The following is a 14,292-nucleotide window of genomic DNA, read 5'->3' on the forward strand; positions in this document are numbered from 1 at the left end:
TTCACAATTATTCGGCTGTCGTTTGAAATTTTCCTATGTAACTTTTGATATATTCAAATACTTCAATGGGACGTTCTTCCGGCAATGCATGTCCCGTTTCTTTTAACACGATTAGCTCAGAGTTGGTTAAATCTTTGTTAAGCTGCTCCCCGACTTTAAGCGGTATGGATTTATCATGATCTCCCCATATCAAAAGGCAAGGGGTTTTAATTTGCTTAAGCACCTCGACGGGAAGGTCTCCTTCTCGGTCGCGAATCATTCTTGTCAGTGCCACGAAAATACCATCCTCTAAAAATGGCTGAAGATATCCATTTATCATTTCCTCATTAATAATGGAGTGATTGTAAAGTGTATCCTGGAGATTTTTCTTCACTCCTGTTCGAGCAAACCAATATTTCACAAATAAATGAAAGTATGGAATGTAGCTAGAAATAATTAATGGCAGTTTGGAGCGTTTTAAATAAGCTGAGCTGCAAAGTAGAATAGCCTTGTCGGCAAGCTCAGGCATCATGTGCAGGATATTAAGGACAATTTGCCCGCCCATGGAATGGCCGATAAAGGTCATGTTTCTTAATCCTAAAGATTCTGTTAGTTTAATCACCGTTTGAGCGAGGTTTTTATAGGAGTACACATATTGATTGCATTTTGCACTTTTTCCAAAGGGAGGGAGATCCACGGATAACACTTGGTACTCGTTTTTTAACAGTGAAATTAAATGACGAAATGTGAAGGTGGAAGAAAGAAATCCATGTAATAAAACAAACGTCTTTTCCGCTGTCGGATGCGGATAAAATTCATAATAAACATTAATGTTATTTATCGGCTGATAGCCTGTGTATCCAGCCTTATCCATATAATCTTCCTCCTTATTCCAAAAATGAAGAGTTGAAATTAATGTACCCTTATTTTTGACCCTTACACGAAAAATTTAAATAAAGTAAAAAAGGTATATGAATTTTTCCTAAAATTTTTTTAAAAAAATAAAATAAAGTATTTGAATTTTTAGAAAACTTCTTGTATAATAAAAAAAAGCTCAAGGAGTTGATTTCCATGGAAAAGAAATTATTAAATTCACCACAACATTCGGATGAGTATACAGATGCTGCAGTTGCTGAGATGTTTCTAAATAATGCCCTGCTTGATTTTAGGAGGGAGAAAATCCGAAAGGAAATCGACCAAACATTACAGGATGGGAATAAGGAATTATTCCTGAAACTAACAGAAGAGTTAAAGAAAATTTCGTAACTTGAAAACAATCGACGCTACTTTTTTAAAAGAATCCCCAATCCATTGGACTGGGGATTCTTGGCCGTTATAGAATGGCGTAAAGGTGAGGTTTGAAGAAGTTTGGAAAGAATAAAAATAGTTAAAAACCGTTTGGGCTGAACTGCCCCCCGTCAAGTAGACAGTGGAAATAAATAAACAACATTAGGCGGCTTTAGCCCTGTATTCTAAGGGGCTAAGGCCGTTTAGTCTTTTTTGTAATCTTTCATGATTATAAAACTGTATGTATTCTTCAATGTCTTTTTTCAATTCCTCAAACGTACTGTATTTGTTTAAATAAAACTTCTCACATTTTAAGGTTCCCCAAAATCCCTCCATCGGTCCATTATCAATGCATCGTCCCACTCTAGACATACTTTGTACCATTTCTGCTTTCTCAATCTTCTTTTTAAATGCTGGGGAAGTGTATTGATACCCCCGGTCACTGTGGAGGAGGGGGGTGGCATTCGGGTTGGCCTTCAACGCTAAATCTAGGGTCTTAAAAACCAACGGATTATTATTAGAAGTCCCAATCATATAGCTTACAATGGAGCCATCATACAAATCCAAAATCGCACTCAAATAAGCCTTCTGAGAAGATCCGTATTTCATTTCAGTCACATCAGTCAGCCATTTTTCATTTGGCTTCTCCGCATTAAATTCCCTGTTTAATACGTTTTCAACGACGTGTTGTGGAGTGCTAGATTTATACTTCTTACGCTTCCGTCGAATGACTGACTGGATTCCAGCTATTTTCATTAATCTATACACTCGTTTATGGTTGATATCCTTTGAAAAGATTCGATTCAGGTTCAACGTTATACGGCGATATCCATATATCCCATCCACTTTTTTATATAGGTGTATGATCTCTTCAAGGATCTCCTCATTTAACACCTCATTTTCCGACGGTGATCGGTAAAGCCATTTATAGTAGCCTGAACGTGAAATTCTCGCAATCTTACATAATAGCACAATAGAAAAATTATCTTCCTTATGAAGTTCTTGAATCGCTTCATATATATCACTTAATCGAGTTTGGCTTAAGGACGTTTCTTTAATCGCCTCCTTTCTAGTTCCTCTAACTTTTTTAAGAATTCATTTTCTGCCCGAAGACGCTCATTTTCCTGCTCCAACCGTTTCATTTCACGCTGAATCTTCTCCTCAGGAGTTAACTCTGGCTCGGATTTACTCCTTCCTCTTTTATCTTTAAGACCCTCTTCGCCTTCTTTCTCATACTTCTTCACCCATTGATACACCTGTTGATACGACACCTTGAAAAGCTCTGATGCCTTATGATATTTTTTTTCGTTTTTAAGACAATACTTAACAATTTCTAAACGTTCTTCAAGTGTAGTGGAACGACCTTTAATCATAGAGTTATTCTCCCTTTGTGTCTCTTTTAAATCTCTATGATTATTATAATTGTTTATCCACTGTCTCAACACTGATGTGCTGGATATTTCATATTTGTGTGTAATCCCAATTAGAGAATCGTTCCCAGAAAGGTAATCCAGAACAGCTGCTGTTTTGACCTCTTTAGAGTAACGTTTCCATTTACCAGGGTTGTTAAGCCCATCAATTCCATATTTTTGATAAAGATAAATCCATTCTTTCATTGCTTCATCTGAAATATTATAGTGCGAACAGAAGCCTTGAATTGAGGTTTGTCTTTCATTAAACGCTAAAATTAACTCGTACTTTTCTTGTGCAGAAAAAGCACTCTTTCCCATAGAAAAAGCCCCCAATAAAGTATACAGATTTTTTTTTATTTGATCTGTCTACTTTATTGGGAGCATATCAGGCGTTCCAAGCGGTTTTTTTACTTTTTTAGGGATTTTACCAGGGGAGAAAATATGACAATTTTTTTAATTTCTTGTTTACAGAAAAGGAAAGCCTTGGTAAGATAAAAAATGTGTTCAATATTTGAATTAATATATTTTAAATATATTCATAAATTGAAATTAGGAGGTGGTGGTGTGAGTGTACCTGCTGCAAAACTGAAGTCGAATAAAAGATTACTAGCTATAAAAGGACCAGGAAGGAAATTTTCTATTATGCCTTTGTTCTTTATTTTACCGGCTATTATTCCGCTATTCATATTTTGGATTTATCCGATGGTTAGGTCACTGCTCATTAGTTTTACCGATTGGGATTATGTCAGTCCCGAATTTGAATATGTAGGCTTCAGTAATTATACCGGTCTATTATCTGACCCGGCGTTTTACTCTGTCTTGCTAAATACACTTGTTTTTTCGATGGGTGTGGTTATACCTTGTGTTTCAGGCGGGCTCTTGCTTGCGTTATTCGTAGGCGGAAGTGGAAAGGGAATGGGGATTTATCGAGCCCTGATTTTTTCGCCCTGGGTAACGCCGACTGTCGCGGTTTCTATTGTTTGGTCATGGATTTATGAGCCCAATGTAGGTTTAGCTAATTGGTTGTTAAATCTGCTGCATCTTCCAGCTCTTGAATGGACCTCAAGTTCCACATGGGCTATGCCGGCAGTCATAATCGTTAGTATTTGGAAGGGTGTTGGCTGGGCGATGATCTTTTACCTGAATGCCTTGAAAAGAGTTCCTGTCAGCCTGTATGAAGCCGCGGCATTGGACGGTGCTGGCAAGTGGCGTCAATTTTTACATATTACCGTACCGATCATCTCCCCAACAACATTGTTTTTAGTTGTGATTACCTCGATTGATGCGCTTCAGGCCTATGATCAAATTCAGGTCTTGACGCAGGGAGGGCCGGCAGGAAGTACAAGAACGATGCTGTATTTCTACTATCAGACAGCATTTGAAGAATTTAATATGGGGAAAGCGACCGCTACGGCAATCTTGCTGGTCATTATTACTGCGGTATTTTCATTCATTCAATTTTGGTTATCAAGGCGTTGGGTTCATTATCAATAAGAAAGGGGGCATCAGGAAATGAAAAAGCTGCCTATAGTGATGCTGAAGCATGTAAGTTTTATTTTTATTAGTTTAATGATGGTTTTCCCTTTCTTATGGATGGTGGTAAGTGCCCTTAAAACGAAAGATGAGATCTGGCAATTTCCGCCTACTTTGTGGCCGGAAAAACCGATGTGGAATCATTTCAGTGAAGCTTGGGCGATGGCACCATTTGATCAGTACATTTTTAACAGCGTTTTTACTGCATGTGTAATTGTATTGATTCAAATTGTCAATTCGGCGTTAATTGCCTATGCCTTTACGCAATTAAAATTTAAAGGAAGAAACCTGCTGTTTTCAATTATTCTGATTACGTATATGCTGCCTACAGCGGCAACATATGTGCCGAGCTATGTTATTTTAGCTGATTTCCATTTACTGGACACATATAAAGGCTTGATTTTTTCTAATGCTGTCAGTGTGTTTGGAATATTTCTGTTTAGACAGGCGTTTATGCAGGTTCCGAAAGAATTGGTTGAGGCGGCAAGGGTTGATGGTGCAAACCATTGGAGAATTATTTGGACGATCATTTTTCCAACGACTAAAGCAACCTTTGTCACATTCGGGTTGATTAGCTTTGTCCAAAACTATAATAGTTATCTTTGGCCAACGCTAATAACAACAAGTGAAAAGAAGTATTTAATCACCACAGGGTTAAGGCAATTTTTCATTCAAGAGGGTGCGTATGGGATTCAATGGCCGCTTATAATGGCTGCCAGTGCTTTCGCCGTGCTGCCATTATTAATCTTGTTTGTGTTTGCGCAAAAATGGATTATCTCTGGAATTAGTGATCAAGGATTAAAAGGATAAGAGGGAGGAATAGAAATGTTTACAAAAAAGATTTTCTCAATTAGCACAATAGTTATTTTACTAGTTTCATTGATAACCGGCTGTACTTCGACGAAATCTTCATCAGCAAATGGACCTGTAGAAATTGAGTTTTGGTATGGTCTTGGTGGAAAGTTGGGGAAGGGTGTTGAAGAGCGAATTAAAGAATTTAATAATAGTCAGAATGAAGTAAAGGTCATTGGAGTTGCTCAAGGTTCGTACGATGAAACACTGCAAAAGCTGCAAGCTGGGATCGCGGCCAAAAAGGTGCCGGCAGCTGTTCTATTGAAAAATGACCCAATGAACGCATTTGCGAAAAAGGGGGTTCTTGCTCCGTTGACAACCTACATAAAAGAGGATGGTGAGTTTAATTCAGGAGATTTTATTGCTGCTTTTTATCAGCAAGGGACAATAAATGGTGAACAATATGCCCTGCCGCTTTACGGAACCACTCAAGTTCTGTATTACCGGAAGGATATGTTCGAAAAAGCAGGGATTTCTCCGGAACAGCTTAAAACATGGGAGTCACTGGCTGAGGCTGCTAAACAATTAACAAAGAAAAATGGAAACGTTACTGAAGTATATGGATGGGAGCCAATGTGGGGTCCCGATAATATGATAGATGCAGCCCTCAGCAACGGGGGAAAATATTTAAGCGAAGATGGCAAGAAAGTGGTCATCGATTCCCCTGAATGGGTAAAGGCATGGGAGCTTTTCAAAAAAGGAATTCACGAAGATCAATCAATGGCCATCCATCATGATGGACAAGGCTGGGAGTATTGGTATAAAACAATTGATGATGTAATGCAGGGACGTGCCGCAGGGTATACCGGTTCGAGTGGTGACCAAGGTGATCTGGACTTTTCAATTCTTGCTGCCTATCCACAGCCCGGCTGGGAAGGAAAACAAGCTGCACCGCACGCTGGTGCACATATGGGAGCGATTCCGGCTCTTGCTTCAGAGAAAGAAAAAAAGGCAGCATTTAAATGGTTAACGTTTTTCACGAATGCTGAAAATACAGCTGACTGGTCGATTAATTCTGGATATATCCCTGTTAGAAAATCAGCGGTGGATGTACCGGCCTATAAAGAGTTTGCTGAAAAAAATCCACAAATCGCTGTCCCACTTCAGCAGGCACAAATGGCTACACCGCCATTTGTTGATCCTACCGGCGGAAAAATCTATGACGCACTTGTTAAGGCTGCGGATAAAGTAGAAATCGAAGGAATCTCAGCAGAAAAGGCATTACAGGAAGCCCAAAAAGAGGCGCAGCGTGCATTAGATAAAGTAAGTAAATAAAGATGATGATCATTGGAAAGGCCGCTATCTCTTACGATAGCGGCCTGTTGTTTTAAAAATTGAAAGTAGTATAAACTAATTTTACATTAGTTATCTATTAATGTTCAATAATTAGCCATAATTTATTCCTGGATTAATATTGTTAATATGTTTTATTACCATTATCATTGTATCGATAGTGATAAAAGAAACTAATGAATGAACGGGTTCGAGTTACAAGAGTGTTAGGGGAGAAATACATTGAATTTAAAAAGTAAATTATGCATGTCCGTGGTTGTCATATCCCTATTTTTATTTCCGTCTATTTTTTCTGCCCATGCTTATATTAAACAGTCGATGCCGTTAGAAAATGAAATCTTAGAAAAACCACCAAAGGAAGTAACGATTCAATTTGACGAATCCATCCAGCCGGCTTTTCATTCAATCAAAGTTTTCGATTCAGAAGGAAACAGGGTCGATAAAGAAAATGGACAGATTGATCCAAAGCAGCCTTCCGTTTTAAAGAGCGGATTGAAGAAGAACCTTTCAGAAGGGACATATCGAATAAAATGGAAGGTTGTTTCAAGTGACGGTCATCCTGTTGAAGGTGTCATTCCCTTTCAAATTGGAACAGAGAGTCAAGGCACTTCAGGGTTACATAATGAGACTGAAGGTTATACACCAAAAGCAGATCTCATTATGATCCGTTGGCTGCAATATCTCAGCAATGCCAGTTATGTCGGGCTCCTGTTTTTTTACATGGCTATTTTACCAAAAGGATATCGTAAAAATAGGACAGCGGATCAGTTGTTCCTTAGAATGTATGGAATAAGTTTTGTACTATTATTCATGAGTATTCTGCTAAGCTTGCCATTACAAGCTACAATAGAATCCGGACTCCCTTGGAGTGAAGTGTTTAGCTTTCAACTGCTTGAAAATGTCTTATCGAATACAGCCTTTGGGCAAACATGGATTTACCAGGCTGCCATTCTATTGACTCTAGGCCTTATCACTTCATTTATTGGGATGGCTGAGAGCACGAAAAAGGTCATTGTTTGGGCATGTTTTGGTTTAGGAATAGCGTTGCTGCTGACAAAGACATTCACTAGTCATGCGGCAGCAGGAAACAATCAATTAGTAAAAATATCAATGGATTTTGTCCATTTGCTGGCTGCATCAATTTGGGTAGGAAGTTTAATCGGCTTTGCTGCACTGTTGCCTTGGCGGAAACGTGCAGAAACGAAACAAGATTATCTACTAATGGTAAACCGTTTCTCCAAATGGGGCATCATTCTCGTCCTTCTTTTAACCTTTACTGGAGTGTTTGGCATTCTATTATACATTCCAACCTTGTCGTCCCTTTTCCAAACGGCCTATGGAAAGGTGTTAGTAAGCAAAATTATTTTATTTTTGTTGATGGTCATCCTTGCGGCTTTGAATTTTATGAAAGGAAAAAGAAAAAGAGGAAGAGGCTTGGCAGCATCCATCTGGGGTGAGTTTACAGTCGGACTGATGATCCTAATTATTTCTGTTGTCCTAACTAATTTACCAACAGCCATGCAATCTCCAGGGCCTTTTAAGGAATCTAAAACAGTCACACACAGCAATCAGGTGACATTGAGAGTGACCCCTAATAGGATTGGCGAAAATTTATATGAAGTTACACTCAAAGATCGTCAAGGGCAGCCAATCAAAAATATTGAGCAATTACACTTAACCTTTACTATGCCTGAGATGGATATGGGCAAAGAGACGGTTAATCTTACTAAAATTGCGGATGGAAAATACCAGGTACAAGGTTTGCATTTCAGTATGGCTGGGAAATGGAACGTCCATGTACACGTTTTAACAAAATCGTTAGAAAGCATTGATACTGATTTTAGCGTTTTGGCCGGCAGTCAATAATAACAATCGAGGAGAATCTCTATGAAAAAATTCATGATAAAGATTTCAAAAGTGTTTATTCCAGCAGTAATCAGTTTATTTTTCTTTTCAAGTATCGCAAGTGCACATGTAACAGTAAGTCCGAAAACCTCCGCAACCGGAGCATGGGAAACCTATACCTTAAAGGTTCCAGTTGAAAAAGATGTGGCAACCACTAAAGTTACTATCAAAGCCCCTGAAGGAGTAGAGGTGATGTCCTATCAACCCGTTCCCGGGTGGACGTACTCTGCTGAAAAAGATACTAGTGGGAAAGTGAAGACCTTTACATTCGAGGCGACCGGTGAGGGAATTCAAGCTGGACAATTCCAGCAGTTCGTGTTTGTAGCAAAGAATCCTGATAAGGCAACAAAGGCGGCATGGGATGCGTTTCAATATTACAAAGACGGCAGTATTGTGGAGTGGACTGGTGGTGAAGGTTCTGATTCCCCGCATTCCATTACGGACATTGTGACGGCAACATCAACTGACCATCATAATACAGCGACTACAGAACATACTGAAAAAACAGATAAAGTGCAAACAACAGAGGACGAAAAAGCAGATGATACGTCCGATTCTCTTCCGCTCATTTTATCAGGTGCAGCAGCATTACTGGCACTTGCAGCGCTTATCGTGGCAATGCGTAAAAAATAATGAAGATGTTTTAAACAGGAGAAGCCTTTGGCAACTCCTGTTTTTTTTAATTGGAAAAAATATGACATTTTTCCTTTAGATTTACTCCCAATCCAGTAAATTCTAAACTATAATAAAAATAAACAGTTAATTCTAAAAAAGGAAAAAGGTTCATGAATTTAGGAAATAGTGTCTAAGTCTCAGGTCTTAGCCGAAAATAAAACCTGAGATTGTTCCCTATTTATGAGATGGCGATTAGACTATTTATAGGGAAACACTTAAGTTTGTGCGGGAGGTTTATACTATGAACAGGAAGATATATGTCCTGCTTACTGATACAGGCACTATTTTCACAAAAATAATCAAGTTGTATACGAAGAAGCCTCTCAATCACGCCTCAATTGTGATAGATGATCATTTTAACAAGGTTTATAGTTTTGGTAGGAAAAATCCACGGAATCCTTTCTTGGCGGGTTTCGTACAGGAAAATATTCGTGGAGGTTTATTTAGGAATGCCGATTGTGCCATTTATTGTATTACGATTACAGATAGACAATTTGAAAAAATAATCGCTAAAATCAGGGATATGGAGGAGCGTAAGAGTGATTACAGGTACAATCTTATCGGTTTGATTGCTGTAATGCTAAACATGGAAATCGATCGCAAAAATGCTTTCTTTTGCTCCCATTTTGTAGCAGCCCTTTTAGAAGAATCAGGTATTCCAATAAAAAGGAAAAAACCACTTTCCCTCGTGACACCTCAGGATATTAAAGATTCAACATCCCTTGAATTAATTTACGAAGGAAAGTTGTCATCCTATGTTCAAAATCATTATCAGGAGGCAATACCTTCTTGCGTCTGATCTTTCCTCCTTTTAACTGACTCCACCAATACCTTAAAAACTCTCAAGGAACGTTGGAAAACTGGACTTTGTACAAAGGTATAAAGGAAAGTCGCGATGAAAACGGGGCCGCCTAGTAAAAATCCAACCACTAAAACAATACTTTCAACGATTATGCGTGCTTGACTAACCGATAGCCTCGATTTATCAGAGATGGATAGCATAAAGCCATCCCGTGGACCGGCACCAATCCCTGCTGCTACATACATTCCACCACCAATTCCAGTAATGACAACACCGGAAAGAAGGATCAAATAATCCAGCCATGTATTTGTTGCCTTAGGGAGAATATCTATCCAAAGGAAAAAGTCCATGATGGGTCCAATCAACAGAGCATTTAGGAGGGTACCAAAGCTAATATAGCTTCGGGCGACAAAAAAGGAAATGATGATTAAGATGAGTCCGCAAATCACGCCCCATGTACCAATCGTTAAACCAAAGTGTTGATAAAGTGCCACATTTAGGACCTCCCAGGGATGAAGCCCCACATATTTAACTTTAACAGCGATGGCATTACCCAACCCAAAAAAGGTTAAGCCTAAAAAGAATAAAAAATACTGAAAGAGTTTCAATCTCTGATGCCCCCAATATCCGAAGTGACTTTTCTGAATAGTAAAAACCTATCCACATATCATATGACGCACCGTCACTTTTTTCAATAGTAAATAGAGATAATGAAGAATGTTTCTTCTATAAAATAATGGTTTAACATATATTCTAGAATAAACCTTCAAGCATTTGAAGGTCTTTTACTTTGACAATGAAAGAGGGATACACCAATGCCAAGTGAAATACAACATGTAGAATTAGATATCCCGATTGAAGTAATTTGGGACTTTATCAGAGACGAAAATAATTGGGCGCCACTTGTTCCAGGGTATATTCAACACGAAAAAATAAATGACCGGCAAATCAGCTGTGAATTTAAAAGTGACCTAGTGGTCATGAAAAAAAAGGTTACGCTCGTCATTGATATTATTGAATGGAATGAACCAAGTAAGATATGCTTTGAATTAAAACGCAAGAACGAAAAGTATATTGGTGAAGGGTATTTTGAAGCAAAAGCAATAAATAGAAATAAAACACGGGTTACTGGGTTTCTCGATATCAATGCAACAGGGTCGATGGGAACCTTAGCAAAAACGCTATTTAAAAAAGCAATTCAAATATCGGATGAAGAAGTGGCGGTGGCCATCTCTTCTAAGTTAGAAGAATATAAACGAAAATAAGGCAAGATGAAAGCCCGCTGCTGTGCGGGTTTTTTATTTGTTCTTTTCCTATATAAAGTGATAAAGTAATTTTATAGTGCACACGATGCATAAAGATATGTTATAGTTATATAAAAAATTTAGCGAATCTTTTGAATACACGGGAAGGTGATCCATATGGCAGCAGAATTAAAAGTGAATGACAGCAGTCTTCCATTGCGTCGCGATGTAAAGCTACTAGGAAAAATGCTTGGAGAAATCCTTGTTAATCATGGTGGTACAGAACTATTTGAGAAAGTGGAAAAAATTAGACTTATGTGCAAAACACTTAGGTTCCACTTTGATCAAGAGATCTATCAAGCCTTAAAGGAAGAGATTAGCGGTTTAAGTTCGCCAATGCGGAAACAAGTCATCAGGGCATTTTCAATGTACTTTCATTTAATCAATGCCGCAGAGCAGAACCACCGAATTCGGAGGCGGAGACAATATCAGCTTGAAGATGAATCAATTGTTCAACCTGCATCAATTGAGAGTGCAATTCTAAAGCTTAAAGAAAACGAGATTAAGGACGATGTCATTCAAGATGTACTTAATACTTTGTCGCTTGAACTAGTGATAACTGCACATCCCACGGAGGCAACAAAACGATCCATTCTTGAAATTCAGCAGAGAATTGCAGCATTATTAAAGCTGCTTGATCATCCATTATTATCAACAAGAGAACAAAAAAAGCTCGAAGAGAGCTTGTTTAATGAAGTGGCCATATTATGGCAAACGGATGAACTGCGTGAACATAAGCCAACTGTGTTGGACGAGGTCCGTAATGGGTTGTATTATTTTGATCAGACTCTTTTCGAGGTGCTTCCTGAAATTCATCAGGAGGTTGCAGAGTGTCTTGAAAAAAATTATCCGAACACTTCTTGGGAGGTTCCTAATTTCCTTCGTTTTGGATCATGGATTGGCGGTGATCGTGATGGAAACCCAAATGTCACCCATGATGTGACCTGGGAAACATTAGAAAGACAGCGAAGGCTTGTCTTAAAAAAGTATAAAAATGTACTGGTAGATTTAATGAAACGATACAGTCATTCCACGACAAGGGTTGAAGTTAGTGACGAGCTTCTTTCCTACCTTGAGGAAAAAGAGGAATTATTTTTAACTGAAGAGAAAAAATGGCCGATAAAAACCGAAGTTTACCGCCGGGTTTTTGCATTGATCATTGAAAGAATACGTCAAGTCGGTAAATCCGACTTAGGTTATCAATCAGCCGATGAATTATTAGCGGATTTGTTTATGATTGACAATAGCTTAAAACAACATCATCCAACGGCACATGAATTAAAGATTATTCAAAAGCTGATTCGTCAGGTCCAGCTGTTTGGCTTCCATTTGGCCACACTTGATATTCGTAACCATAGCGGGGAGCATGAGGCAGCAATGACAGAAATACTGCGTAAAGTCCGCATTGCTGAAAATTATGCAACACTTTCTGAAGAGGAAAAGGTAAAAATACTGCAAGGTATTCTTATGGATCCAAGGCCGCTTCTTTTGCTAAATGAAGATTATTCAGCAGAAACACAGGAAATGATTAAGGTGTTCCAAATGATTAAAGCTGCTCACGAGGAATTCGGAAAACGGTCGATCTCTGTTTATCTCGTCAGTATGACAAAATCTTCGAGTGACTTATTAGAAGTACTTGTTTTAGCAAAAGAAGCCGGAATCTACCGACTTCATGCAGATGGAACATTGGAAAGTCATTTACATGTGGCACCATTATTGGAAACCATCGACGATCTAACAGCAGGTCCATCCATCATGGAAAATCTTTTTAACATGCCGGTTTACCGCAATCATTTGCAAATTCTGGGGAACCAGCAGGAAATTATGCTTGGTTATTCAGATGGCAGTAAAGATGGCGGGACATTAACGGCCAACTGGAAGCTGTATAAAGCACAGATTGAAATTCATGAAATGGCAAAAAGGTATCAGATAGGACTTAAATTCTTCCATGGCCGCGGGGGGTCGTTAGGTCGGGGCGGCGGTCCTTTAAACAAAAGTATTCTTTCACAACCGGCAGAAACGATTGGGGATGGCGTCAAAATTACCGAACAAGGTGAAGTTTTGTCATCTCGTTATCTGCTTGAGGATATTGCCTATCGCAGCTTGGAACAAGCGACCTCTACCTTGATCCTTGCTGCCACACATGTTTCAAAAGAAGCAGAGCAAGGGCATTTACGTGAACAGAATTGGGAAGAAGCCATTGAGGAAATCTCAAGTGATTCCTTGGCAAAATACCAATCACTTGTATTTGGAGATCCTGATTTTCTAACTTATTTTAATGAAGCCACACCATTAAAAGAACTCGGCGATCTTAATATCGGTTCAAGACCAATGAGTCGTAAAAATAGAGGGAGATTTGAGGACTTGAGGGCCATTCCATGGGTGTTTGCATGGACACAAAGCCGCCAGCTGCTTCCTGCATGGTATGCTGCGGGTACTGGTTTAGACAGCTTTGCTGCAAAAGATGAGAAAAATTTGAAGCTCCTGCAGGAAATGTATGAAAAGTGGCCATTCTTTCAATCAACCATTGACAATCTTCACATGGCTTTGATGAAGGCAGATATTACGACTGCGAAGGAATATTTATTACTTGTTGATGATAAAACAATTGCCGAAAGAATCTTTGCTAATATTCTAGATGAGTATGAAAAGACAAAAGCCATTCTTCTCAAAATTACCGGTGACAAAGAATTGCTTGATCACACTCCTAATATCAAGGAATCAGTGTTTAGAAGAAATCCATATGTGGATCCTTTAAACTTTTTACAGGTAGAACTAATAAAAGAACTGCGGGAACAGGACGAGCCTAATGAGGAACTTTTAACGGAAGTCCTTCTTACCATCAGCGGAATTTCCGCAGGTTTACGGAATACCGGTTGATATTGCAAAAAAAGCGATAACTCATTAAATGAGCTTATCGCTTTTTTAATTTTATTAAAATTTGACAACGGTCAAGGTTGAATTTTTCATTCCCCGATATGATGAAGGAGAAGATAACAGAGAGGGGAAATGGAAAATGAAAACAGTTAAATTTCAAATGGAGGAGCTCACCTGCCCAAGCTGTATTAAAAAAATTGAAAAGGCACTCTTGAAGCTGTCAGGCGTCCAAGCAGCCCAGGTACTCTTTAACTCAAGCAAGGTAAAAGTCGTGTATAATGAAGCAAATATCGATTCAGAAAGAATAAAGGATATAATAGAAAAATTAGGTTACCAGATCTTAACCGCTAAGGAAAAATTGGGGGATGATTAG

At 38.7% G+C, this 14,292-nt stretch carries 13 protein-coding genes; 10 read left to right on the forward strand and 3 right to left on the reverse strand.

Going from position 1 to position 14,292, the window contains the following annotated elements; translation table 11 throughout:
- Positions 1–7: 7 nt before the first annotated feature.
- The gene (locus FAY30_RS07915; RefSeq protein ID WP_149869361.1) at positions 8–853 is read right to left on the reverse strand and encodes an alpha/beta fold hydrolase; all 846 of its coding nucleotides are present in this window, start codon (positions 851–853) and stop codon (positions 8–10) included.
- A 197-nt stretch (positions 854–1,050) separates the two neighbouring features.
- Here FAY30_RS07915 and FAY30_RS07920 point away from each other — a divergent pair, with 197 nt between their 5' ends.
- On the forward strand, positions 1,051–1,245 hold the full coding sequence (locus tag FAY30_RS07920; protein ID WP_149869362.1) for an IDEAL domain-containing protein: 195 nt from the start codon (positions 1,051–1,053) through the stop codon (positions 1,243–1,245).
- A 183-nt stretch (positions 1,246–1,428) separates the two neighbouring features.
- On the opposite strand, the gene FAY30_RS28035 is transcribed toward FAY30_RS07920, so the two are convergent.
- Positions 1,429–2,996 (reverse strand): IS3 family transposase gene (locus FAY30_RS28035; protein WP_411675477.1). Its coding sequence is split into 2 segments (ribosomal slippage): positions 1,429–2,363 and positions 2,363–2,996, totalling 1,569 coding nucleotides; the frame shifts between segments, so codons are not numbered across the junction.
- Between the two features lie 324 nt (positions 2,997–3,320).
- On the opposite strand from FAY30_RS28035, the gene FAY30_RS07930 reads away from it, so the two are divergent.
- The 6 genes from FAY30_RS07930 (at position 3,321) to FAY30_RS07955 (ending at position 9,735) form a co-directional block, all read left to right on the forward strand.
- Entirely contained in the window at positions 3,321–4,172 is an 852-nt protein-coding gene (locus FAY30_RS07930) for a carbohydrate ABC transporter permease (RefSeq protein WP_149872637.1), read from the forward strand.
- A gap of 18 nt (positions 4,173–4,190) precedes the next feature.
- A complete protein-coding gene (locus tag FAY30_RS07935) occupies positions 4,191–5,021 on the forward strand; it encodes a carbohydrate ABC transporter permease (protein WP_149869363.1) in 831 nt (276 codons plus the stop codon).
- A gap of 15 nt (positions 5,022–5,036) precedes the next feature.
- Complete coding sequence (locus FAY30_RS07940) at positions 5,037–6,338, forward strand: ABC transporter substrate-binding protein (protein ID WP_149869364.1); 1,302 nt, start codon at positions 5,037–5,039, stop codon at positions 6,336–6,338.
- Between the two features lie 240 nt (positions 6,339–6,578).
- The gene (locus FAY30_RS07945) at positions 6,579–8,222 is read left to right on the forward strand and encodes a copper resistance CopC/CopD family protein (protein WP_149869365.1); all 1,644 of its coding nucleotides are present in this window, start codon (positions 6,579–6,581) and stop codon (positions 8,220–8,222) included.
- A gap of 21 nt (positions 8,223–8,243) precedes the next feature.
- Complete coding sequence (locus FAY30_RS07950) at positions 8,244–8,894, forward strand: YcnI family copper-binding membrane protein (protein WP_149869366.1); 651 nt, start codon at positions 8,244–8,246, stop codon at positions 8,892–8,894.
- 283 nt (positions 8,895–9,177) lie between these two features.
- Positions 9,178–9,735, forward strand: a complete 558-nt coding sequence (locus FAY30_RS07955; protein WP_149869367.1) for a hypothetical protein — start codon at positions 9,178–9,180, stop codon at positions 9,733–9,735.
- Here FAY30_RS07955 and FAY30_RS07960 read toward each other — a convergent pair.
- On the reverse strand, positions 9,708–10,346 hold the full coding sequence (locus FAY30_RS07960) for a YczE/YyaS/YitT family protein (protein ID WP_149869368.1): 639 nt from the start codon (positions 10,344–10,346) through the stop codon (positions 9,708–9,710). The two genes, FAY30_RS07955 and FAY30_RS07960, sit on opposite strands and share 28 nt — an antisense overlap.
- A gap of 207 nt (positions 10,347–10,553) precedes the next feature.
- Here FAY30_RS07960 and FAY30_RS07965 point away from each other — a divergent pair, with 207 nt between their 5' ends.
- The 3 genes from FAY30_RS07965 to FAY30_RS07975 all read left to right on the forward strand — a co-directional run bounded on the left by FAY30_RS07965 (position 10,554) and on the right by FAY30_RS07975 (position 14,292).
- Complete coding sequence (locus tag FAY30_RS07965; RefSeq protein ID WP_149869369.1) at positions 10,554–11,003, forward strand: SRPBCC family protein; 450 nt, start codon at positions 10,554–10,556, stop codon at positions 11,001–11,003.
- A 156-nt stretch (positions 11,004–11,159) separates the two neighbouring features.
- Entirely contained in the window at positions 11,160–13,922 is a 2,763-nt protein-coding gene (gene ppc / locus FAY30_RS07970; RefSeq protein ID WP_149869370.1) for a phosphoenolpyruvate carboxylase, read from the forward strand.
- Between the two features lie 136 nt (positions 13,923–14,058).
- A complete protein-coding gene (locus FAY30_RS07975) occupies positions 14,059–14,292 on the forward strand; it encodes a heavy-metal-associated domain-containing protein (protein ID WP_149869371.1) in 234 nt (77 codons plus the stop codon).

Source organism: Bacillus sp. S3 (assembly GCF_005154805.1).
GTDB lineage: Bacteria > Bacillota > Bacilli > Bacillales > Cytobacillaceae > Neobacillus.

What these genes read in the sequence shown, in the direction of transcription:
- FAY30_RS07915 (WP_149869361.1), bottom strand. Translation starts at nt 853, where the DNA reads ATGGATAAGGCTGGATACACAGGCTATCAGCCGATAAATAACATTAAT.
- FAY30_RS07920 (WP_149869362.1), top strand. Translation starts at nt 1,051, where the DNA reads ATGGAAAAGAAATTATTAAATTCACCACAACATTCGGATGAGTATACA.
- FAY30_RS07930 (WP_149872637.1), top strand. Translation starts at nt 3,321, where the DNA reads ATGCCTTTGTTCTTTATTTTACCGGCTATTATTCCGCTATTCATATTT.
- FAY30_RS07935 (WP_149869363.1), top strand. Translation starts at nt 4,191, where the DNA reads ATGAAAAAGCTGCCTATAGTGATGCTGAAGCATGTAAGTTTTATTTTT.
- FAY30_RS07940 (WP_149869364.1), top strand. Translation starts at nt 5,037, where the DNA reads ATGTTTACAAAAAAGATTTTCTCAATTAGCACAATAGTTATTTTACTA.
- FAY30_RS07950 (WP_149869366.1), top strand. Translation starts at nt 8,244, where the DNA reads ATGAAAAAATTCATGATAAAGATTTCAAAAGTGTTTATTCCAGCAGTA.
- FAY30_RS07955 (WP_149869367.1), top strand. Translation starts at nt 9,178, where the DNA reads ATGAACAGGAAGATATATGTCCTGCTTACTGATACAGGCACTATTTTC.
- FAY30_RS07965 (WP_149869369.1), top strand. Translation starts at nt 10,554, where the DNA reads ATGCCAAGTGAAATACAACATGTAGAATTAGATATCCCGATTGAAGTA.
- ppc (WP_149869370.1), top strand. Translation starts at nt 11,160, where the DNA reads ATGGCAGCAGAATTAAAAGTGAATGACAGCAGTCTTCCATTGCGTCGC.
- FAY30_RS07975 (WP_149869371.1), top strand. Translation starts at nt 14,059, where the DNA reads ATGAAAACAGTTAAATTTCAAATGGAGGAGCTCACCTGCCCAAGCTGT.